This is a genomic window from Pseudomonas sp. B21_DOA, assembly GCA_030544685.1.
Classification (GTDB): domain Bacteria; phylum Pseudomonadota; class Gammaproteobacteria; order Pseudomonadales; family Pseudomonadaceae; genus Aquipseudomonas; species Aquipseudomonas fluorescens_AO.
This window is the reverse complement of sequence record CP086683.1, coordinates 4,945,108-4,967,055: the sequence shown is the minus strand read 5'-3', so window position 1 is coordinate 4,967,055 and position 21,948 is coordinate 4,945,108. Positions and strand designations below refer to the sequence as shown.

Sequence of the window (21,948 nt, the reverse complement as noted above, 5' to 3'; positions counted from 1 at the left end):
GGCGAAAGCTTTGCGCGCCTCGCTGCACAAGTTCGCAACAAATGTTGTGCAGAGTGCTTCGACAGACAAATTGCCGGCCTGCTGAAGCCTCAAGTCAGGTAGAATGCGCGCCCGGTTTTTGGAGAAGCTCATGACCCTGCTCAAATTCAGCGATGTGTCCCTTGCGTTCGGCGCTATGCCGTTGTTGGACAAGGTGTCCTGGCAGATCGCCCGTGGTGAGCGGGTGTGCATCATCGGCCGCAACGGCACTGGCAAGTCCAGCATGATGAAACTGGTCAAGGGCGACCAGAAGCCCGATGACGGTTCGGTGTGGCGTGCCCCCGGTCTGAAAATCGGCGAATTGCCGCAAGAATTGCCAGTGGCCGACGACCGGACGGTATTCGATGTGGTGGCTGAGGGCCTCGACGGTGTTGGCGCCTTGCTCGCCGAATACCATCACCTGAGCCAGAACATTGTCACCGACGCTGATCTGGACAAGCTGATGCACGTTCAGCACGACCTCGAAGCCCGTGACGGCTGGCGCTTGCAGACGTTGGTCGACAGCACCCTGAGCCGCCTGCAATTGCCGGCCGACAAGACCCTCGCCGAGTTGTCCGGCGGCTGGCGTCGTCGCGTGCTGCTGGCGCAGGCGCTGGTGTCCGAACCGGATCTGCTGCTGCTCGACGAACCGACCAACCACCTGGACATCGGCGCGATTGCCTGGCTCGAAGAAGCGCTGAAGGATTTCCAGGGGCCGTGTTGTTCATCACGCACGACCGTTCCTTCCTGCAAAACCTCGCCACGCGCATCCTCGAACTGGATCGCGGCGGCCTGATCGACTGGAACGGCGACTACGCCAGTTTCCTCGTGCACAAAGAAGCTGCGCTGGCCGCTGAAGAAACCGCCAACGCGCTGTTCGACAAGCGTCTTGCTCAGGAAGAAGTGTGGATCCGTCAGGGCATCAAGGCCCGGCGCACCCGTAACGAAGGTCGCGTCCGCGCCCTGAAAGCCCTGCGCGTTGAGCGCAGTGAGCGTCGCGAGCGTACCGGCAAAGCCAACATCCAGCTGGAAACCGCGGACAAGTCCGGCAAACAGGTGATGGTGCTGGAGAACGTCAGCTTCGCGCATCCGGGCGGGCCTTTCCTGATCAAGGATTTCTCAATGGTCCTGCAGCGCGGCGACCGTATCGGTCTGCTCGGCGCCAACGGTACCGGCAAGACCACACTGTTGAAGCTAATGCTCAGCGGTCTGCAACCGACCAGCGGCAAAGTGGAAGAGGGCACGCGCATCGACGTCGCCTACTTCGACCAATTGCGCCATCAGCTGGATCTAGAAAAACCGTGATCGACAACGTCGCCGAAGGTCGCGACTTTATCGACATCGACGGGCAGAGCCGCCATGTGCTGAGCTATCTCGGCGACTTCCTGTTCAGCCCGCAGCGTGCACGCACGCCGGTCAAGGCGTTGTCCGGTGGCGAGCGTGCGCGTCTGTTGCTGGCGAAGCTGTTCAGCAAGCCGGCGAACCTGCTGGTACTCGACGAACCGACCAACGACCTCGACGTGGAAACCCTCGAGCTGCTCGAAGAGGTGCTGCTGACCTTCAACGGCACCGTGCTGATGGTCAGCCACGACCGGGCATTCCTCGATAACGTGGTGACCAGCACCCTGGTCTTCGAAGGTGAAGGCAAGGTTCGTGAATACGTCGGCGGTTATCAGGACTGGATCCGTCAGGGCGGCTCGCCGCGTCTGCTGGGCGTGACTGAAAGCAAGTCGGGCAAGGCTGACCTGAATTCGGCGGTGGTTACCGCTGAGCCGGCTCCGGTGGCTGCGCCTGCGGCTGCTGCTCCGGTTGCCAAGAAGAAGCTGAGCTACAAGCTGCAGCGCGAACTGGAAGCCTTGCCGGGCGACATCGACGCCAAGGAGCAGCAGATCGCCGCGGTTGAAGCGGAAATGGCTGAAGCCGGTTTCTACCAGCGTCCGCCGGCGGAAACGGCCAAAGTGATTGCTTCGCTGGAGCAATTGCAGGCCGAGCTGGATGCGTTGGTGGAGCGTTGGGCCGAGCTGGATGCCTGATTGCTCCTGAGGTGAAAAAGCCCGGCGCTCAGTAATGAGCGCCGGGCTTTTCATATGTAATGCGATCTACAGGCGGGAGCACGTCACCTGTGGGAGCGAGCCTGCTCGCGAAAGCGGTGTTCCGCGCAGCACCGAAGTTGAATGTGCCGAGGTATTCGCGAGCTGGCTCGCTCCCACAAAGAGCAAGACAGATCAGCGTTTGACCAGGTGCACCGCCAGCACATCGCAAGGCGCGCCGTGCAGCACGTCATTTGCAGTCGAGCCGAGGAGCAATGCCAGGCCATGACGGCCATGGCTGCCGACCACGATCAGATCGCACGCTTGTTCCTTGGCGAAATGATGGATTTCCTGGCGTGGCTGGCCGTAGGTCAGATGGCAATTGGCGCCCTCAAGCTCGGGATATTTCGATTTGAGTTTTTCAAGGCGTTCCTTGGCTTGATCGAACTGCTGTTGTTGCAGTTGTGACAGGTCCATCGGCACGTCGCCACCGAAGGCCATGGCCATTGGTTCAACGATATGCACCAGCGACAGCTTGGCGCTATTGCTCACCGACAGCTCGCGGGCGCGGTGGATCACAGGGTCGCACTCTTCGGTCAGATCTACGGCGACCAGTATGTGGTGGTAGGGCATGAGGTGCTCCTCCTGAGGGTTCGATATTGGTAAGTATGGCTGGTTTCAAGCGCATTGGTTCGCTAGTGAGACAATGGGCTCATCAAAAATCGGGAGTACAGATATGACGGTCTGGCTGGTGGTGTCAATCCTGCTGGTAGTTTTAAGTCCACTGGCATGGTTGCGCCCATCGCGCGCGCAGAGCGGGCGCATGGCGCTGCGCATGGAGGCGCGACGCATCGGCCTGGCGATGCAGCTGGCGCCGCAGGAGTGGCCACACTGGCTGCTGCCGGAGCCGCCGAATCCCTGCGCCCAGTACCACCGACCCCGGCGTGGCAGTCAACCGGCGTGCTGGACCTATTGGCAGAAAACCCCGGGCGTGTGGGTCAATCAATGGCAAGAAGTCTGCGATGACCGGGCGCTGCTCGATTATTTCGAAAAATTGCCGGGCAATGTTTTCAAGATCGAAGCGGACAAGCAGATGATCGCCTTGTACTGGGGCGAGAAGGGCGAGGCGACGGTTCTGCAGGATATCGACGCGACGCTGAAAGCGCTGGCGTGAGACGGCGATTTTTCTCACTGCAACGGTGTAGAACGTCCGGCAGACGCCCAATAAAAAGCCCGACATGATTCGTCGGGCGGGTTGGCCAGGCAGGCCGGTAATCTTTTCTGCGGCAGGCGCTTTTCGCCTCGGCAGATTTCCTTGCAGTCCACCCAGCGTAGCCTTCTGGGCGGGGCTCGGCGGGAATTAGGGCGACTTTTCTAACTATTGATTCTATGAATGGCTGAACATCGAGGCAGGTGTTGCTGCTCATCATGGTGCAGAAATGACTGCAAAGTCGCGTTTCAGCCCGAATTTAGGGCGATTGACAATTGTCAGAAATTCCGTGAAGGTGGCGTACCCGAATCAAACGGGCGTATGAATTGAGCGTTTGTCTTACAGACTGCTCCTACAGAATCCCGACTATCGCGTTGGCGGGTGTGCCAGGCGGACGGTGTCAGTATCGACGAGCAAAGCGTCCTTCTGAGCCATAAGTCTGCGTCCGACGTGTACTGTTCAGCTTCCATATCGTGGAGATCAGTTGATGATTTACGAAGGTAAAGCCATCACGGTTAAAGCTCTTGAAAGTGGCATCGTCGAATTGAAATTCGACCTCAAGGGTGAGTCCGTCAACAAGTTCAACCGTCTAACCCTGAACGAATTGCGTCAGGCTGTAGACACCATCAAGGCAGATGCTTCGATCAAGGGCGTGATCGTCAGCAGCGGCAAGGACGTGTTCATCGTCGGCGCCGACATCACCGAATTTGTCGACAACTTCAAGCTGCCGGATGCCGAGCTTGTTGCTGGCAATCTCGAAGCCAACAAGATCTTCAGCGATTTCGAAGACCTCAACGTACCAACCGTCGCGGCCATCAACGGCATCGCCCTCGGTGGCGGTCTGGAAATGTGCCTGGCGGCCGACTATCGCGTCATGTCCACTAAGGCCAAGATCGGTCTGCCGGAAGTCAAACTGGGCATCTACCCAGGCTTCGGCGGCACCGTACGTCTGCCACGCTTGATCGGTGTTGATAATGCCATCGAGTGGATTGCCGCCGGTAAGGAAAACCGTCCTGAAGACGCGCTGAAAGTCAGCGCCGTCGACGCCGTAGTCGCCCCTGAAAAATTGCAGGAAGCTGCCCTCGAGTTGATCAAGCGCGCCATCTCCGGCGAGTTCGATTACAAGGCCAAGCGCCAGCCGAAACTTGAAAAACTCAAGTTGAACGCCATTGAGCAGATGATGGCTTTCGAAACCGCCAAAGGGTTTGTAGCTGGCCAGGCTGGGCCGAACTACCCGGCGCCGGTTGAAGCGATCAAGACCATCCAGAAAGCCGCAAACTTCGGTCGCGACAAAGCTCTGGAAGTGGAAGCTGCAGGCTTCGTCAAATTGGCCAAGACCTCTGCTGCGCAGAGCCTGATCGGCCTGTTCCTGAACGATCAGGAACTGAAGAAAAAGGCCAAGGCCTACGACGAAATCGCCAAAGACGTGAAGCAGGCTGCCGTACTGGGCGCCGGCATCATGGGCGGCGGTATCGCCTATCAGTCGGCTTCCAAAGGTACGCCGATCCTGATGAAGGACATCAACGAGCACGGTATCGAGCAGGGTCTGGCCGAAGCCGCCAAGCTGCTGGTTGGCCGCGTTGACAAGGGGCGCATGACCGCTGCGAAGATGGCTGAAGTGCTCAACGGCATTCGTCCGACCCTGTCCTACGGCGACTTCGGTCACGTCGATCTGGTGGTCGAAGCTGTCGTCGAGAACCCGAAGGTCAAGCAAGCCGTGTTGGCTGAAGTCGAAGGTCAGGTCAAAGAGGACACCATCCTCGCGTCCAACACCTCGACTATTTCCATAAGCCTGCTGGCCAAGGCCCTCAAGCGTCCGGAAAACTTTGTCGGCATGCACTTCTTCAACCCGGTGCACATGATGCCGCTGGTGGAAGTGATCCGTGGCGAGAAGTCCAGCGAACTGGCCATCGCCACCACCGTTGCCTACGCGAAGAAAATGGGCAAGAACCCGATTGTCGTCAATGACTGCCCGGGCTTCCTGGTCAACCGCGTGCTGTTCCCGTACTTCGGCGGTTTCGCCAAACTGGTCAGCGCCGGTGTCGACTTCGTCCGCATCGACAAAGTCATGGAAAAATTCGGCTGGCCGATGGGGCCTGCGTACCTGATGGACGTGGTCGGCATCGACACCGGTCACCACGGTCGTGACGTGATGGCTGAAGGTTTCCCGGACCGCATGAAGGATGACCGTCGCTCGGCCATCGACGTGCTGTACGAAGCCAAGCGCCTGGGCCAGAAGAACGGCAAAGGCTTCTACGCCTACGAGGCCGACAAGAAAGGCAAGCAGAAGAAAGTCGCCGATCCGTCGGTACTCGAAGTGCTCAAGCCGATCGTTTACGAGCAGCGCGAAGTCACTGACGAAGACATCATCAACTGGATGATGATCCCGCTGTGCCTGGAAACCGTGCGTTGCCTGGAAGACGGCATCGTTGAAACCGCCGCCGAAGCCGACATGGGTCTGGTTTACGGTATCGGTTTCCTCCATTCCGTGGCGGTGCGCTGCGCTACATCGATTCCATCGGTGTCGCCGAGTTCGTTGCCCTGGCTGACCAGTACGCTGATTTGGGCGCGCTGTACCACCCGACCGCGAAGCTGCGCGAAATGGCCAAAAACGGCCAGAGCTTCTTCGGTTAAGCGCCCCCAACTAGAGTGAGAGTGAACTTATGAGCTTGAATCCTAGAGACGTCGTGATTGTCGACTTCGGTCGTACTCCGATGGGCCGCTCCAAGGGCGGCATGCACCGCAACACCCGCGCTGAAGACATGTCGGCGCACCTGATAAGCAAACTGCTGGAACGCAACAGCAAGGTCGACCCGGCGGAAGTCGAGGACGTGATCTGGGGCTGCGTCAACCAGACCCTGGAGCAGGGCTGGAACATCGCGCGCATGGCGTCGCTGATGACCCAGATCCCGCACACTTCTGCTGGCCAGACCGTCAGCCGCCTGTGTGGCTCGTCGATGAGCGCGCTGCACACCGCTGCGCAAGCGATCATGACCGGCAACGGTGACGTGTTCGTGGTCGGCGGCGTCGAGCACATGGGCCACGTGAGCATGATGCACGGTGTCGATCCGAACCCGCACATGTCGCTGTACGCAGCGAAAGCCTCGGGCATGATGGGCCTGACCGCTGAAATGCTCGGCAAGATGCACGGCATCACCCGCGAGCAACAGGATGCCTTTGGCGTGCGTTCCCACCAGTTGGCCCACAAGGCAACCGTGGAAGGCAAGTTCAAGGACGAAATCATCCCGATGCAGGGTTACGACGAGAATGGTTTCCTGAAACTGTACGACTACGACGAAACCATTCGTCCGGAAACCACCCTGGAAAGTCTGGCGGCGCTCAAGCCGGCATTCAATCCGAAGGGCGGCACCGTGACTGCCGGTACTTCGTCGCAGATCACCGACGGTGCTTCGTGCATGATCGTGATGTCGGCGCAGCGTGCCCAGGACCTGGGTATCCAGCCTATGGCAGTGATCCGTTCGATGGCAGTGGCGGGTGTGGACCCGGCGATCATGGGCTATGGTCCAGTGCCGGCGACACAAAAAGCCCTGAAGCGTGCGGGCCTTGGCATCAACGATATCGACTTCTTCGAGCTCAACGAAGCTTTCGCCGCACAGGCCTTGCCAGTGCTGAAAGATCTGAAAGTGCTCGACAAGATGAACGAGAAGGTTAACCTGCACGGCGGCGCGATCGCCCTGGGTCACCCGTTCGGTTGCTCCGGTGCGCGTATTTCCGGCACCCTGTTGAACGTGATGAAGCAGAATAGCGGCACCTTCGGGGTGGCCACTATGTGCATTGGTCTCGGCCAAGGCATCTCCACCGTCTTCGAACGCGTTTAAGCGTCTCGTCGATGGAAGCCGGGGCCCAGTGCCCCGGTTTTTGTTTTTGGGTTTTTTATTTATTTTTGAAAAGATTTCAGTGAGGGCCGAAGCATGCCGATACAACCTGGGCTCTACCAACATTACAAAGGTCCGCAATACCGTGTATTCAGTGTTGCGCGGCATTCCGAAACCGAAGAAGAAGTGGTCTTTTACCAAGCCCTGTATGGCGATTACGGCTTTTGGGTGCGCCCGTTGAGCATGTTCGTCGAGTCGGTCGAGGTTGACGGCGAGCAGGTGCCGCGCTTTGCTTTGGTGCAAGCCGAACCGAGCCTTTTTGACAAGGCATGAGGCGGCTGCGCAGACAACCCTGCGCTTGACCTCACCTTGTATCAACTATATATAGCGGTGCCGCGTCAGGCGCCAACCGCCTTTCACTTCTAGAATTCAGGAATTTTCTGATCCATGGGCAAATCGCTGGTCATTGTGGAATCCCCGGCTAAGGCCAAGACCATCAACAAGTATCTGGGTAACCAATACGTGGTGAAGTCGAGTATCGGCCATATCCGAGACCTGCCCACCAGCGGTTCGGCTAGCGCCAGCAAAGAGCCAGCCGCCAAGCGCGGCAAGGCAGCTGCGGGCGAAGGTCCGGTGCTCTCGCCTAAAGACAAAGCGCGCAAGCAGCTGGTCTCGCGTATGGGCGTCGATCCCGAACACGGCTGGAAGGCCAAGTACGAGATTCTTCCCGGCAAAGAGAAAGTCATTGAAGAGCTACGCCGGCTCGCCAAGGATGCTGACACCATCTATCTCGCAACCGACTTGGATCGCGAGGGGAAGCCATTGCCTGGCACCTGCGCGAAGCCATCGGTGGTGACGACAGCCGCTACAAGCGCGTGGTGTTCAACGAAATCACCAAGAAGGCGATCCAGGAAGCCTTCTCCGAGCCGGGCGAGCTGGACATTGATCGTGTCAACGCCCAGCAGGCGCGTCGCTTCCTCGATCGCGTGGTTGGCTACATGGTGTCGCCGTTGCTGTGGGCCAAAATCGCCCGCGGCCTGTCTGCCGGTCGCGTGCAATCGGTTGCCGTGAAGCTGGTGGTCGAGCGTGAGCGAGAAATCCGTGCGTTCATTCCGGAAGAATATTGGGAAGTGCACGCTGATCTCGGCACTGCCAAAGGCTCGGCCGTGCGTTTCGAAGTGGCTCGCGAAAAAGGCGAAGCCTTCAAGCCGCTGAACGAAGCCCAGGCCATGGCCGCGCTGGAGAAGCTCAAGTCTTCCAGCTACAGCATCGTCAAGCGCGAAGACAAGCCGACCAGCAGCAAGCCGTCGGCGCCGTTCATTACGTCGACCTTGCAGCAGGCTGCGAGCAACCGCCTCGGTTTCGGCGTGAAGAAAACCATGATGATGGCCCAGCGTCTGTACGAAGCCGGCTACATCACTTACATGCGTACCGACTCGACCAATCTCTCGGCCGACGCCGTGGCGATGGCGCGCACTTACATCGAAGACGAATTCGGCAAGAAGTACCTGCCGGAAACGCCGAACGTCTACAGCAGCAAGGAAGGCGCGCAAGAGGCTCACGAAGCGATTCGTCCGTCCGACGCCAATACCACGCCGAGCAAGCTGGCGGGCATGGAGCGTGATGCCGAGCGTCTGTACGAGCTGATCTGGCGCCAGTTCCTCGCCTGCCAGATGCTGCCGGCGCAATACCTGTCGACCACCGTCAGCGTCGGCGCTGGCGACTTCGAGCTGCGCGCCAAGGGCCGTATCCTCAAGTTCGACGGTTACACCCGCGTGATGCCGCAGATTGCCAAGCCTGGCGACGATGACGTGCTGCCGGACATGGCCCAGGGCGACGTGATGAAGCTGATCAAGCTCGATCCGTCGCAACACTTCACCAAGCCACCGGCGCGTTACTCCGAGGCCAGCCTGGTCAAGGAAATGGAAAAACGTGGCATCGGTCGTCCCTCGACTTACGCAGCGATCATTTCGACCATTCAGGATCGCGGTTATGTGACCCTGCACAACCGTCGTTTCTACTCGGAAAAGATGGGCGACATCGTCACCGAGCGTTTGTCCGAGAGCTTCTCCAATCTCATGGACTACGGTTTCACCGCCGGCATGGAAGAGAACCTCGATGACGTGGCGCAGGGCGAGCGCGACTGGAAAAACGTGCTGGACGAATTCTACGGCGACTTCAAGAAGAAGCTCGAAGTAGCGGAAAACCCGGACAGCGGCATGCGCGCCAACCAGCCGGTCATGACCGACATTCCGTGCACCACCTGCGGTCGTCCGATGCAGATTCGTACCGCCTCGACTGGCGTGTTCCTCGGCTGCTCGGGCTACAGCCTGCCGCCGAAAGAGCGCTGCAAGGCTACCGTCAACCTGGTGCCGGGCGATGAAATCGCAGCGGACGACGAGGGCGAATCGGAATCGTTGGTACTGCGTGGCAAGCATCGCTGCCCGATCTGCAGCACGGCGATGGACGCCTACCTGCTGGACGAAAAGCGCAAGTTGCACATCTGCGGCAACAACCCGGACTGTGCCGGCTACGAAATTGAAGAGGGCAGCTATCGCATCAAGGGCTATGAAGGTCCGAGTCTGGAATGCGACAAGTGCGGCAGCGAAATGCAGCTCAAGACCGGCCGTTTCGGCAAGTTCTTCGGTTGCACCAACCCGGAGTGCAAAAACACCCGTAAGCTGCTGAAGAGCGGTGACGCGGCGCCGCCGAAGATGGACCCGGTGAAGATGCCCGAGCTGAAATGCGAAAAGGTCAACGACACCTACATCCTGCGTGACGGTGCCTCCGGTCTGTTTCTCGCGGCCAGCCAATTCCCGAAAAACCGCGAGACCCGTGCCCCGCTGGTGATCGAGATTCTGCCGCACAAGGACGAGATCGATCCGAAGTACCACTTCTTGTGCGAAGCTCCGCAGAAGGATCCCGACGGTCTGCCAGCGGTTATCCGCTACAGCCGCAAGACCAAGGAGCAATACGTGCAGACCGAAGTCGACGGCAAGCCTACGGGTTGGAAGGCGTATTACGACGGTGGCAAGTGGACAGTTGAAGACAAGCGCAGCGCAAAGGCCAAGGCTGAGTAAGCGTTAGTCTGAACAGCGAAAAGGCCGCATGAAACCTTCGGGATTTCATGCGGCCTTTTTGTTTTGTGCTTGCGCTGGCATCGGCTGATCCATGACACTGCCGGGCCTGTGTGAAGCAATTATTTCGTTGTGGAGGCTGCCGTCATGGCCCACGAACTCTATACCCGCACCAACCAGAAGATCTATTTCGCCGGTCTGTCACTCGAAGCTCTGGCGCGTGCTGAAGAAGGGCGGGCGATGAATTCTCTGGCGCTGATCCAGGCCGGGCGTGAGTCGGCGTTGTTCCACCTATACGGCGCGCTGCTGGGCTTGTGTCATGAGATCGCTGGCTTTTATCGTCTGCCGCAGGCCAATTCGCCGAGGGCGGAGGAGTTGCTGAGGCGCGAAGTGCTGGAATCGATAGCGATCCCGGAGCTGGCGGAAATGGTCGAGCTGGCCGGTAATCCGGAAACCTGGCTGGCGAAACTGCTGGCGGCGCACGCAGCACTGTTTCAGCCACCGAGGGCGCCACACAAGCCGAAAGGCGACGTGACACAACCGCTGATTCAAGCGGTTAACCTTGATGAAGAACAAGCGCCAGAAGAATTGAATCGAGAAGAGCTGGAGAGCTGGCGGCAGAACCTCAAGGGCTTGGCCATCCGTTTCCGAGAAGGCTTGAACGAGTGCTGAGGCAGTTTGGCGCAGTGGCAATCTGAAACATGCTGCTGGTCAAGATCCTGAGCGAAGCTCGAATGATGTCTATATAATCGCTGCCTTTCGTGGAGAACAGACCTTTATGCCAACGTCCTTTCTAGAAATTGTCGAGTTACCAGACGGCCGAATCGAACTGCGCAGGGCTGAGGACGAAGGTTCTCTGGTGACGCTGGATTTCTCCGAGGATGCCAAAGCGTTCCTGCAAGGCCAGCACGTTGAAATTGCCAAAGCAATGTTGAGCGTCGGCGTGCAGATGGCAGGTCGTATGGTTGAAGGTGAGTTTGATAAGGATGAGGGGCCGCGGGTTCTTCATTGATCCTCGCCTTGGCCTTTTCTCGGTCGCTTGCGCTATAGATCGGCTTCTCTGTCCCTGGAGAAGCCCTGCGCTTCACACAGCGCGCACTACCATCAATCAACCCAAACGAATATTCAGACTCTGAGCTTCGCCCGTACGCGCGGCGCTGATCAGTTGTTGCCGAGAATTTGCATTCAGCGGATTGAGCCAGGTCACCACGGTGTGGCTGCGACCCAGGCGCAACGCTTCACACGCCAGCTGCTGGGCACTTTGAGCGCCGCGCGGTTGCAGTAGCAGAATGCGCTCGCGGTTCAGGCCAGCATCGCGTAGCCATGATTGCGTCAGGCTGGCGGGCGGTGCGATCAGCGTCAGCCAGCGAGCATCCTGATCCTCGCTGAGTTCACGCAGGATCGGCGCGAGCAGGTTCAGGCAGTTCCCGGCTGCACCGCGCAGTGACAGCTCACTGAAAGCGTCAGGTTTGGCATTCCAGTCACGCTCGACCACGTCTTTGAGGATCGGCGCTATCGGCTGCGCCAGAAACGCTTCAAACAAAGGCAGTTGTGTTTGCTGAGGTGTGTGTGGAACTGCATGGAGCCTCCTTTAGCGGCGAATGACGCCGACACTCAAGCCTTCGATCACCAGTTCCTGATCTTTCAGGTCGACTTCGATAGGGGCGAACTCGGGGTTTTCGGCGATGAGCCAGACTTTGCTGCCTTCACGCTTGAAGCGTTTGACCGTCACCTCGTCGCCGATACGTGCAACCACAACCTGGCCGTTACGGGCTTCGCGAGTAGTGTGAACTGCCAGCAAGTCGCCGTCGAAGATGCCAATGTCCTTCATGCTCATGCCGTGCACACGCAATAGATAGTCGGCGCGGGGATGGAAGAAGGTCGGGTTGATGTTGCAGGATTCTTCGATGTGCTGCTGGGCAAGGATTGGCGCGCCGGCAGCCACTCGGCCAATGATCGGCAGTGTTGAATCGTCGGCCTTGGCTTCGAAGCCGGGAATACGGATGCCGCGGGAAGCGCCGGGCGTCATCTCGATCGCGCCTTTGCGGGCCAAGGCCTTGAGGTGTTCTTCCGCCGCGTTGGGCGACTTGAAACCCAGTTCCTGAGCGATTTCCGCACGGGTGGGCGGATAGCCGTTGTCTTCGAGGCAACGTTTGATAAAGGCCAGAATCTCGGCTTGGCGTGGCGTCAGCTTTAGCATATTGATCGCTCTGTCTTTTTATACAGTGACTGGGATTATATACAGTGAAGCGCTGTTGGCAATGGGCGTTTTTTGCCGGCCGCCGAGCGGTCGCGAGGGTGTTTATTAATGCGGGCGCCTTATGTGGTTAAATATCTGACCGACCATTCCCAAAACGAACTGGCAGGCTTGACAAGGCACAGGCTGAAACGTATGTTTCAAACAAGTGTTTGTCAGGCGGAGTAGCCATGGCCCAGTCGGAAACCGTTGAACGCATTCTTGATGCTGCCGAGCAGTTGTTCGCGGAGAAAGGATTCGCTGAAACCTCATTGCGTTTGATCACCAGCAAGGCTGGCGTCAATCTGGCTGCAGTGAATTATCACTTCGGCTCGAAGAAGGCGCTGATCCAGGCGGTGTTTTCGCGTTTCCTTGGACCGTTCTGCGCCAGCCTTGACAAGGAGCTGGAGCGCCGTCAGGCCAAGCCGGAAAACAAGCCGACCCTCGAAGAGCTGCTGGAAATACTCGTTGAGCAAGCGCTCGTCGTGCAGCCTCGCAGCGGTAACGATCTGTCGATCTTCATGCGCTTGCTCGGCCTCGCGTTCAGCCAGAGCCAAGGCCACTTGCGGCGTTATCTGGAAGACATGTACGGCAAGGTCTTCCGCCGCTACATGCTGCTGGTCAATGAAGCGGCTCCACGCATTCCGCCGATCGAGTTGTTCTGGCGCGTGCACTTCATGCTTGGCGCCGCTGCGTTCAGCATGTCCGGGATCAAGGCCTTGCGCGCGATTGCCGAGACCGATTTCGGCGTCAATACCTCCATCGAACAAGTGATGCGCCTGATGGTGCCGTTCCTCGCTGCCGGCATGCGCGCCGAAACCGGCGTCACCGATACAGCCATGGCCAGTGCGCAACTGCGTCCGCGCAGCAAATCCATGCCGGTCGCCGCCAAGGTTTGACCGCGCACGGGTGGGCGCGGCAGCTGGTATCCGCTAAGCTAGCCGGCCATGCCGACTCTCGTACTGAACCCGATCTGCATGAATTCTGCTGACCGTCCGGGCATTGCCCACGGTAGCGAATGCAAGCAGATCGGGTTTTTCGTTTTCAAGGAATCTCTATGACTGCTGGCCTGCAAGGCTCGTTGATGGTGGACGTCGCCGGTATCTGGCTGACGGCCGAAGATCGCCAATTGTTGCGTCAGCCCGAAGTGGGCGGCCTGATCATTTTCGCCCGCAATATCGAGCATCCACGCCAGGTGCGCGAACTCAGCGCCGCGATCCGCGCGATTCGCCCGGATCTTTTGCTGGCGGTAGATCAGGAGGGCGGGCGCGTGCAGCGCTTGCGTCAGGGTTTCGTCCGTCTGCCGGCCATGCGCGCCATCGCCGATAACCCGAATGCAGAGTATCTCGCCGAGCAATGCGGCTGGATCATGGCCACCGAAGTGCTGGCAGTCGGGCTCGACCTGAGTTTCGCCCCGGTGCTGGACCTGGACTATCAGCGCAGCGCTGTGGTCGGTACCCGTTCATTCGAAGGCGATCCCGAGCGCGCAGCCTTGCTCGCCGGTGCATTCATTCGCGGCATGAACAGCGCCGGCATGGCCGCCACTGGCAAACATTTCCCGGGCCACGGCTGGGCCGAGGCAGACTCCCACGTGGCGATTCCGAACGACGAGCGTAGCCTCGACGAAATCCGCGCCAATGATCTGGTGCCCTTCGCCCGTTTGAGCAAGCAGTTGGCCGCCGTCATGCCGGCCCACGTCATCTATCCGCAAGTCGACTCGCAGCCCGCCGGTTTCTCCCGACGCTGGCTGCAAGACATCCTGCGCGGCGAATTGCAGTTTGAGGGCGTGATCTTCAGCGATGATCTGTCGATGGCCGGCGCCCACGTGGTCGGCGACGCTGCCAGCCGCATCGAAGCCGCGCTGAGTGCCGGGTGCGACATGGGTCTGGTATGCAACGACCGTGCGGCAGCCGAGCTGGCGCTCAGCGCGGCGCAGCGCATGAAGGTCAAGCCTTCCGCGCGCATCGCGAAGATGCGCGGGCAGGCCTTCGCCAGCACCGATTATCGTCAGGACCCGCGTTGGCTCACCGCCCTCGGCGCGCTCAAAGACGCTCAACTGATCGATTAAGGATTTTTCGTTATGACCGTTTACGCAATCATCGGTGGCACTGGCCTGACTCAGCTCGAAGGCCTGAGCATTCGCCAGTCGCTGGCAGTCGACACCCTGTACGGCGCGCCTTCGGCCGAGGTGCAGATTGGTGAGTACGCCGGCAAGGAAGTGCTGTTCCTCGCCCGACACGGTCACCCGCATCGTTTCCCGCCGCACAAGGTCAACTACCGCGCCAACCTGTGGGCGCTGAAGCAGGCCGGTGCCGAAGCGATCATCGCCGTCAATGCGGTGGGCGGGATTCATCCGGCCATGGGCACCGGGCATTTCTGTGTGCCGCACCAGATCGTCGACTACACCAGTGGGCGCGAGCACACCTATTTCGCTGATGATCTGGAGCACGTCACCCACATCGATTTCAGCTTTCCCTACAGCGAGCCGTTGCGTCAGCAACTGATTGCCGCAGTGGCCGCCGAAGGCTGCGAATACAGCGATCAAGGCGTCTACGCCTGCACCCAGGGGCCGCGGCTGGAAACGGTGGCCGAAATCGTGCGACTGGAACGTGACGGCTGCGACATCGTCGGCATGACCGGCATGCCGGAAGCCGCGCTGGCCCGTGAGCTGGATCTGGATTACGCCTGTCTCGCCTTGGTAGTCAATCCTGCAGCAGGCAAGACCACAGAAGTCATCACCATGGCCGAAATCGAGCAGGCCCTGCACGACGGCATGGGCAAGGTGAAATCAACGTTGGCCCGGGTGCTGGCCAGCTAAGGACTGTCCATGAGCATTTTCATCGAGCGGCTCAAAGGGCTGACATGGACCCACGCATTCAGTAGCAAGGCGTTGGCCAAGGCCCGGGCTTATGCCGCCGATGACCGGGTCGAGATCCTCGAGATCGATGACAGGAAGATTGAGGCGTTCTGCGTCGGTTCTCACCCCCAGACGTATGCGCAAAGCATTTACCTGTCCGAAGATCGGCTGGGGTCGGTAAACCTGCGTTGCCTGTGCAGCTGTCCTGTTGCAATCGACTGCAAGCACAGCGCAGCGGTGCTCTATCACCTGCTGGGCACTGGCGAGGATGCGTCTGGAAGTGACGCGCAGACCCCGTTGGGACGAGCGCTGGAGCATTGGCTTTCGACAATTCCCGTGCCGGCCAAGCCCGCTGAAGAAAGTGCGCAAACCGCAGGCACGCGTCTGTTTTACAAGCTCAAACCGACGTCTGCGAACGGCAAGTGGCTGCTGGATATTTTCAAGGTCAATCAGCTCAAGAGCGGCGAGTTACGCGAAGTCAAACCGATGTACTCGCTCGCGGAAATGCTCATGCGCCAGCCCGGCTACCTGTCCGAGCTGGATCTGCGCATCGCCCGGCTGTTGGTCGCCATGCATTCCCATCACGCCTATTACAGCGGCTATCCGCTGGAAGGCAGCAGTGGCGCCGAATTGCTGGACATGCTCCTGCGCACCTCGCGGCTGTTCCTCGACTTCGAAGACCTGCGAGCGCTGACACCGGGGGCGAAACGCGTGGGTGAGTTCTCTTGGGCCGAGCAGGCTGACGGCGGATTCCGCGCGCAATGGAGCAGTGCCGAAGCCGCGCAGGAAACCGTGCTGGCGCTGGAGCCGCTTTATTATCTTGATCGCCAGCAGCGCCAGGTTGGCCCGCTGTTCACTGAGCTGGAAGAAAAGCTCGCCTGCCATTTGACCCTGGCGCCAGACATTCCGGCGCGTCAGGCTATGCAGTTCAGCCATCGCATGAGCGCGGCTACCAATATTGCGCCACCACACAAGCTCACCGAACGGATCATCGATGACGTGCTGCCGCAGCCGCAACTGACCCTGGTCAGTGGTCGAGAGCGCTCACGCTGGGAATACGTGCTGGAGCACCGTGCCGCTCTGCTGTTTACCTACAACGGTCATCCGGTGGTGGATCGCAACCCGGAAGTGATGATCCTCAACGGCAGCGAAACCCAGCGCATTCAGCGTCAACCGGCGCTGGAAAAGAAGCTGCGCCAGAACCTGCAAAAACATGGCTTCAAGAAAGCCACGCGCAAGAGTGCAATGGATCGTCCTGGCGAGATGTTTACCTTGCCGGATGATTCCGCCTGGCTCGGGTTCATGCACGAAGGGCTGGCCACGCTGCGCGCCGCAGATTGGAAAATCGAGATCGGTCCCGGTTTCCATTTCGATGTACAACCGGTTGAGCAGTGGTACGCCGAGGTTGAGGAAGAGGCCACGCATCAGTGGTTTGATCTGCAGTTGGGTATCGTCGTCAACGGCGAGCGCTACAGCTTGCTGCCGATCCTTCTGCATCTGTTGCGGACCCAGCCGCGCTTGCTCGACCCGGTCAATCTGGCGCAGCGCAGCGATGACGAAAAGCTCCTGATCGAGCTCAAGCCCAGCGGTTTTGGCGAACCGGCGGGCGCCAAAGTCGCGTTGCCGCTGAGTCGGGTCAAACCGTTGATGGCGACGCTGGGTGAGTTGTATCTCGGCGGTCATCAGGGCGATGCGCTGCGCTTGACCGCTCCAGACGCCGCGCGTCTGAGCATGCTCGATGGTGTGCCGCTGGATTGGCAGGGCGGCGAACGCCTGCGCACTTTTGCCAAGCGTCTGCAGAATTCCAGTCACGCCCACGTTGCTGCGCCGGCCGGCCTCAATGCGCAGCTGCGCCCGTATCAGCTCGAAGGCCTGAACTGGATGCAGACGCTGCGCGAGCTAGAGGTCGGCGGCATTCTGGGCGATGACATGGGCCTGGGTAAAACCCTGCAGACCCTGGCGCATCTGCTCACGGAAAAACACGCCGGGCGTCTGGACTGTCCGGCACTGGCGGTGATGCCGACCAGCCTGATTCCCAACTGGCTCGACGAGGCCGAGCGCTTCACGCCGCAGTTGAAAGTCCTGGCGCTGCACGGCACCGGGCGGCAAAAAGACTTCGCCAATCTCGCCGAATACGACTTGGTGCTGACCACTTACGCATTGCTGCCCAGGGACCTGGAGACGTTGCAGCCGCAGTCGTGGAGCGTGCTGATTCTCGACGAAGCGCAGAACATCAAGAACCCGCTGAGCAAAGCCGCCCAGGCCGCCCGTGACTTGCAGGCCCGTCAGCGCTTGTGTCTGAGCGGTACGCCGCTGGAAAACCACCTCGGTGAGCTGTGGTCGCAGTTCCATTTCCTCATGCCCGGCTGGCTCGGCGACAGCAAATCCTTTAACCGCGATTACCGCACGCCGATCGAGAAGCACGGCAATGTCCAGCGCATGCAGCACCTGACTGCGCGGATCAAGCCGTTTTTGCTGCGGCGCAAGAAGGATCAGGTCGCCACCGAGTTGCCGCCGAAAACCGAAATCATCCACTGGGTCGAACTCAGCGATGGTCAGCGCGACGTCTATGAGACGGTGCGTGTGGCGATGGACAAAAAGGTCCGCGACGAAATCGCCCGCAGTGGCGTGGCGCGCAGTCAGATCATCATCCTCGATGCGCTGCTCAAGCTACGTCAGGTCTGCTGCGATCTGCGCCTGGTCAACATGCCGCTCACGGCGAAGGCGTTGCGCTCGGGCAGCGGCAAGTTGATCAGCCTGATGGAGATGCTCGAAGAACTGCTCGGCGAAGGTCGGCGCATTCTGCTGTTTTCCCAGTTCACCTCGATGCTGGCGCTGATCGAGCAGGAGTTGCAGCAACGCGGGCTTGGCTACTCGTTGCTGACCGGCGACACCACCGATCGGCGCACGCCGGTGAAGGATTTTCAGAGCGGCAAGGTGCCGTTGTTCCTGATCAGCCTCAAGGCCGGCGGTACCGGTCTGAACCTGACGGCGGCGGACACGGTGATTCACTTCGATCCTTGGTGGAACCCGGCGGTGGAGAATCAGGCGACTGATCGGGCGTACCGGATCGGGCAGAACAATCCGGTGTTCGTCTACAAGTTGATTGCCAAAGGCACCGTGGAGGAAAAGATCCAGGCGTTGCAGCAGGAGAAAGCGGCGCTGGCGGGGGCGGTACTGGAGGGTGGCACGACCGGTGGATTCAAACTGGAACAGAGTGATATCGATGCGCTGTTTGCGCCTTTGCCGGTTTCCAAGGGTTGAGCCCTGAGTGATTGCGCAATATTGGATGACCCCATCGCTGGCAAGCCAGCTCCCACAGGTATCGAGTTGAAACACAATCTTCGGTACAGGTCATAACCTTATGGGAGCTGGCTTGCCAGCGATAGCTATCTAACCAGCGACGCCGATTTCAGCGCTTGTCGATCTTGTCCGGCAACGGCGCAAACAGCGCTTCAATATCATCGCTCTGTAACTTCCAGTCCCCGGCCTTGCGGCCATCCAGCACGCCCGCTGTCAGGTCAGACTTTTCCTTTTGCAGGTGCTGAATTTTCTCTTCCACCGTGCCCCGGGCAATCATTTTGTAGACGAACACCGGTTTTTCCTGACCGATGCGATAGGCGCGGTCGGTGGCCTGATTCTCGGTTGCCGGGTTCCACCACGGGTCGTAGTGAATCACCGTATCGGCTTCGGTCAGGTTCAAACCGACACCGCCGGCCTTCAGGCTGATCAGGAAAATCTGACGCGTACCGCTCTGGAATTCCTTCACCGGTGTGCGCCGGTCACGGGTCTGGCCAGTGAGGAGGGCGTAAGCGATCTTGCGTTTTTTCAATTCCTCTTCGATCAATGTCAGCATCGAAGTGAATTGCGAGAACAGCAGGATGCGCCGACCTTCCTCGAACAATTCCTCAAGCATTTCCATCAAGCTGTCGAGCTTGCCCGAGGTGCTGCCGCGCGCGGGCAAGGTGGCGTCGTTGACCAGGCGCAAGTCGCAGCAGACCTGGCGCAGCTTGAGCAACGCTTCGAGAATAATGATCTGGCTGCGCGCCACGCCTTTGCGGGTGATCTCGTCGCGGACTTTCTTGTCCATCGCCAGCCGCATGGTCTCGTACACGTCGCGCTGCGCTTCGTTGAGTTCGACCCAATGAATGATTTCGGTTTTCGGCGGCAGCTCCGTGGCGACCTGCTCTTTGGTGCGGCGCAGCAGGAACGGTTTTATCCGACCGTTGAGGTGCTGCAATCTGATTTCACTGCCGCGCTTTTCGATCGGCACACGGTAATCGGCATTAAAACTTTTCACGTCGCCGAGCCAGCCCGGCAGCAGGAAGTGGAACAGCGACCACAGCTCGCCCAAGTGGTTTTCCAGCGGCGTGCCGCTGAGGCACAGGCGCTGGCGCGCATTCAGCTCGCGCGCGGCCTGGGCGGCTTTGCTGTTGGGATTCTTGATGTACTGCGCTTCGTCGAGCACCAAGACGTGCAGCGGCTGTTTGGCCAAGCGTTCGACGTCTTTTGGCAGCAGGGCATAGGTGGTAAGGATCAGGTCGAAATCGGCCAGATTGTCGAAGTGTTTCTTGCGCGCGGCGCCATATAGCGCGAGCACTTTCAACTGCGGAGTGAAGTGCGCCGCCTCGTCGAGCCAGTTCGGAATCAGGCTGGTCGGCATCACTACCATGCACGGACGATCGAGGCGTCCGGCGTTCTTCTCGCTGAGAATATGCGCCAGGGTTTGTAAGGTTTTGCCCAGGCCCATGTCATCCGCAAGAATCCCGCCGACTTCCAGTTGCCGCAGCGATTGCATCCAGCTCAAGCCTTCAAGCTGATACGGGCGCAGCGTCGCGTTCAAGCCTTGCGGTGCTTCGGCGCTGAAATCGCGGATGTCGCGCAGGCGCTGGGCGAAGGTGCGCATCTGCTCGCCGCCTTCCCACAACAGCGGCAGGCCTTCCAGCGAATTGAGCCGGGTGGCGTCAGCCTTGCTCAGACGCAAGGTGGTTTCGCCCGGCTCCTGCAAATAGAACTCGCCCAGCGTCATCAATACCGGCTTCAAGCGACCGAGCGGCAGCGCCACTTGCAACGGCCCATGCTCGCTGGTGCGTTGCGGAATGTTGACCAGAATCAGCTCGTCATCGCGACGCCGGGCGAGGCGTTCCGGGTTGAGGATCTCGGTGTGCGAGCGCATCAGATTCAGCAGAATCGGCAGCAGGCTCAGGCGCTCGCCGTTGACGATGATGCCCAGCTCCAGATCAAACCAGTCGCGCTCCGGCGCCTGTTCGACGGTGGCGTACCAGTCGTCGACGGCGGTCAGGTCGAAGCCGAATTCCTCATCGATCTGCAACTCCCAGCCCTGGCTGCGCAACTTCGGCAAGTCATTCAGGGTGAAAGTCAGCCAGGCGCTGTCGTTGACCATCTCGTAGAGTTCGCCGGCGCTTTCTGGCAGCGCTTTGCTCTGCCTTGTGGCGATGCGGAAACCGAGGATGCGCAACTGTTCGCGGTAGGACTGTTCGACATCCGGATGCCGTTTTATCCGCAGGGTCTGCGCTTCCTGACGGATCAGGATATCGCTGTGTTTTTGCCCGCTGACGTATTCGTCCAGATAGCTGAACGACAGCGCCGCGCGATGCTGAATGTAGCGTTGCATCTTGCCGTTGCGCGGCTCGAAGGCGCTGAACTCGACGCTCGCCAGCCACAGGCGCGGCACCGGCTGCACATTGTCCACCAGCACTTGCGGTGGCGCTTTCGGGCTGCGGTTTTCCAGCACGGCCTGGAGTTTCTCCAGCAGCTCGGCGTCTTTCGCGGCGGCGGGGTAGTCGAGGGTTTCCTGGATTTTCAGCAGCACCGCCGCGCAGTGTTTGCAGTTGCTGCGCACCGGGCAGGTGCAGGTGGCGTCAACCAGCAACAGCGTCGCTTTGGCTGATTCGCGCAAATGGATGGTCTGCCGATAAACGCTACCGCCAGAACCTTCGCAACTGGCGGTGATGGTCGCATCGCCGACCTGGGCGATGCGCACCCGATTCTCCAGAGCGTAGCGGCGGCCGCGCTCCAGACTCTGTTCTTTGAATCGGCTGACCCACGACGGGGCCAGCGGTTTGCTCAGGGGCGGCGGCATAAGGACTTCGGTCAGTCCGGCACGACTTCAGGCGCTTCGCGAGGCGCTGGTGCAGTCAGGGAAGTGATCTTGATCAGCAGCGCCAGGTGGCCGTTGTCGAGGTAGTTGAGCTGGCCGTTCTTGGTGTGGCTGTCCTGGCGCAGGCGCTCACTGGCGGTGACCAGGCCATTGGCGTCGATCTGATTGACCCAGAAATCGGCGGTCACGTCGGTGAAGCGGCCGAGTTTCATTTCCAGCGTGCCCTCGATAGGGAACTGGCCGAACTGCTCCTGACCTTCGCTCACTGCGACTTTCGCCGGCGCTTCGCCGAGGCTCTGCTGCCAGGCTTTGTGCATCAGCACGGTGTACTCGCCGCTGGCGGTGAGTTTGCTCACTACATCATTCAGCGCAGGCGTGCGCTGGCTGTCGTCGCCCAAACGCTGGGCACCAGCGGCCCAGTCTTCCGGGGCGGCGCGGCTGGCGATGGCCGGGACGGCATTCTGGCGCACCAGAATCATTTCGACCTGATAGGTGTCATCGGCAAACGCCGTCGGTGCCGCAAGTGCGAGCAACAAAGTCAGGGAGCGGAACAGGCGCATCGG

14 protein-coding genes and 3 pseudogenes are annotated in these 21,948 nt (G+C 59.8%); 12 read left to right on the top strand and 5 right to left on the bottom strand.

The genetic code is table 11. The annotated features are described in order from the left end of the window. Nucleotides 1–130: 130 nt before the first annotated feature. Nucleotides 131–2,051, top strand: a pseudogene (locus tag LJU32_22935) (ATP-binding cassette domain-containing protein). Nucleotides 2,052–2,243: 192 nt separating this feature from the next. Here LJU32_22935 and LJU32_22930 read toward each other — a convergent pair. Then, a complete protein-coding gene (locus LJU32_22930) occupies nucleotides 2,244–2,681 on the bottom strand; it encodes a universal stress protein (GenBank protein WKV88298.1) in 438 nt (145 codons plus the stop codon). Nucleotides 2,682–2,784: 103 nt separating this feature from the next. Between LJU32_22930 and LJU32_22925 the strand changes: the two genes are divergently transcribed. The 7 genes and pseudogenes from LJU32_22925 to LJU32_22895 all read left to right on the top strand — a co-directional run bounded on the left by LJU32_22925 (nucleotide 2,785) and on the right by LJU32_22895 (nucleotide 11,183). After that, entirely contained in the window at nucleotides 2,785–3,222 is a 438-nt protein-coding gene (locus LJU32_22925; GenBank protein WKV88297.1) for a hypothetical protein, read from the top strand. 523 nt (nucleotides 3,223–3,745) lie between these two features. Beyond that, nucleotides 3,746–5,892, top strand: a pseudogene (gene fadB, locus LJU32_22920) (fatty acid oxidation complex subunit alpha FadB). A gap of 29 nt (nucleotides 5,893–5,921) precedes the next feature. Beyond that, a complete protein-coding gene (gene fadA / locus LJU32_22915) occupies nucleotides 5,922–7,097 on the top strand; it encodes an acetyl-CoA C-acyltransferase FadA (protein ID WKV88296.1) in 1,176 nt (391 codons plus the stop codon). A 93-nt stretch (nucleotides 7,098–7,190) separates the two neighbouring features. Continuing rightward, nucleotides 7,191–7,427 carry a DUF1653 domain-containing protein gene (locus LJU32_22910; GenBank protein ID WKV88295.1) on the top strand — a complete coding sequence of 79 codons (237 nt, stop codon included), beginning with the start codon at nucleotides 7,191–7,193 and terminating at the stop codon, nucleotides 7,425–7,427. A gap of 114 nt (nucleotides 7,428–7,541) precedes the next feature. Then, a pseudogene (gene topA, locus LJU32_22905) lies at nucleotides 7,542–10,174 on the top strand (type I DNA topoisomerase). A 144-nt stretch (nucleotides 10,175–10,318) separates the two neighbouring features. Beyond that, nucleotides 10,319–10,843: a PasA protein gene (locus LJU32_22900; GenBank protein ID WKV88294.1), complete on the top strand. Its 525-nt coding sequence runs from the start codon at nucleotides 10,319–10,321 to the stop codon at nucleotides 10,841–10,843. Nucleotides 10,844–10,949: 106 nt separating this feature from the next. Further along, a complete protein-coding gene (locus LJU32_22895; GenBank protein WKV88293.1) occupies nucleotides 10,950–11,183 on the top strand; it encodes a hypothetical protein in 234 nt (77 codons plus the stop codon). A 96-nt stretch (nucleotides 11,184–11,279) separates the two neighbouring features. Here the strand turns inward: LJU32_22895 and LJU32_22890 are convergent, their stop codons facing one another. Further along, on the bottom strand, nucleotides 11,280–11,720 hold the full coding sequence (locus tag LJU32_22890; protein ID WKV91178.1) for a CDP-glycerol--UDP-pyrophosphoryl-N-acetylglucosaminyl-N-acetylmannosamine glycerophosphotransferase: 441 nt from the start codon (nucleotides 11,718–11,720) through the stop codon (nucleotides 11,280–11,282). A gap of 42 nt (nucleotides 11,721–11,762) precedes the next feature. Then, nucleotides 11,763–12,371 (bottom strand): transcriptional repressor LexA, encoded by a 609-nt coding sequence (gene lexA, locus LJU32_22885; GenBank protein ID WKV88292.1) that lies wholly within the window; start codon nucleotides 12,369–12,371, stop codon nucleotides 11,763–11,765. 227 nt (nucleotides 12,372–12,598) lie between these two features. On the opposite strand from lexA, the gene LJU32_22880 reads away from it, so the two are divergent. The 4 genes from LJU32_22880 to LJU32_22865 all read left to right on the top strand — a co-directional run bounded on the left by LJU32_22880 (nucleotide 12,599) and on the right by LJU32_22865 (nucleotide 18,528). Further along, a complete protein-coding gene (locus LJU32_22880; protein WKV88291.1) occupies nucleotides 12,599–13,306 on the top strand; it encodes a TetR family transcriptional regulator in 708 nt (235 codons plus the stop codon). A gap of 158 nt (nucleotides 13,307–13,464) precedes the next feature. Next, on the top strand, nucleotides 13,465–14,475 hold the full coding sequence (gene nagZ / locus LJU32_22875) for a beta-N-acetylhexosaminidase (protein ID WKV88290.1): 1,011 nt from the start codon (nucleotides 13,465–13,467) through the stop codon (nucleotides 14,473–14,475). 12 nt (nucleotides 14,476–14,487) lie between these two features. Then, on the top strand, nucleotides 14,488–15,225 hold the full coding sequence (locus tag LJU32_22870; GenBank protein ID WKV88289.1) for an S-methyl-5'-thioinosine phosphorylase: 738 nt from the start codon (nucleotides 14,488–14,490) through the stop codon (nucleotides 15,223–15,225). A 9-nt stretch (nucleotides 15,226–15,234) separates the two neighbouring features. Further along, entirely contained in the window at nucleotides 15,235–18,528 is a 3,294-nt protein-coding gene (locus LJU32_22865) for a DEAD/DEAH box helicase (GenBank protein WKV88288.1), read from the top strand. Nucleotides 18,529–18,676: 148 nt separating this feature from the next. Here the strand turns inward: LJU32_22865 and LJU32_22860 are convergent, their stop codons facing one another. Both LJU32_22860 and LJU32_22855 read right to left on the bottom strand, forming a co-directional pair. Next, on the bottom strand, nucleotides 18,677–21,367 hold the full coding sequence (locus tag LJU32_22860) for a DEAD/DEAH box helicase (GenBank protein WKV88287.1): 2,691 nt from the start codon (nucleotides 21,365–21,367) through the stop codon (nucleotides 18,677–18,679). 11 nt (nucleotides 21,368–21,378) lie between these two features. Then, the gene (locus LJU32_22855; protein ID WKV88286.1) at nucleotides 21,379–21,945 is read right to left on the bottom strand and encodes a peptidoglycan binding protein CsiV; all 567 of its coding nucleotides are present in this window, start codon (nucleotides 21,943–21,945) and stop codon (nucleotides 21,379–21,381) included. Between the last annotated feature and the right edge of the window lie 3 nt (nucleotides 21,946–21,948).

Bases quoted from the DNA above. Each gene is read 5' to 3' on its own strand.
- LJU32_22930 (WKV88298.1), bottom strand. From the start codon at position 2,681: ATGCCCTACCACCACATACTGGTCGCCGTAGATCTGACCGAAGAGTGC.
- LJU32_22925 (WKV88297.1), top strand. From the start codon at position 2,785: ATGACGGTCTGGCTGGTGGTGTCAATCCTGCTGGTAGTTTTAAGTCCA.
- fadA (WKV88296.1), top strand. From the start codon at position 5,922: ATGAGCTTGAATCCTAGAGACGTCGTGATTGTCGACTTCGGTCGTACT.
- LJU32_22910 (WKV88295.1), top strand. From the start codon at position 7,191: ATGCCGATACAACCTGGGCTCTACCAACATTACAAAGGTCCGCAATAC.
- LJU32_22900 (WKV88294.1), top strand. From the start codon at position 10,319: ATGGCCCACGAACTCTATACCCGCACCAACCAGAAGATCTATTTCGCC.
- LJU32_22895 (WKV88293.1), top strand. From the start codon at position 10,950: ATGCCAACGTCCTTTCTAGAAATTGTCGAGTTACCAGACGGCCGAATC.
- lexA (WKV88292.1), bottom strand. From the start codon at position 12,371: ATGCTAAAGCTGACGCCACGCCAAGCCGAGATTCTGGCCTTTATCAAA.
- LJU32_22880 (WKV88291.1), top strand. From the start codon at position 12,599: ATGGCCCAGTCGGAAACCGTTGAACGCATTCTTGATGCTGCCGAGCAG.
- nagZ (WKV88290.1), top strand. From the start codon at position 13,465: ATGACTGCTGGCCTGCAAGGCTCGTTGATGGTGGACGTCGCCGGTATC.
- LJU32_22870 (WKV88289.1), top strand. From the start codon at position 14,488: ATGACCGTTTACGCAATCATCGGTGGCACTGGCCTGACTCAGCTCGAA.
- LJU32_22865 (WKV88288.1), top strand. From the start codon at position 15,235: ATGAGCATTTTCATCGAGCGGCTCAAAGGGCTGACATGGACCCACGCA.
- LJU32_22860 (WKV88287.1), bottom strand. From the start codon at position 21,367: ATGCCGCCGCCCCTGAGCAAACCGCTGGCCCCGTCGTGGGTCAGCCGA.
- LJU32_22855 (WKV88286.1), bottom strand. From the start codon at position 21,945: ATGCGCCTGTTCCGCTCCCTGACTTTGTTGCTCGCACTTGCGGCACCG.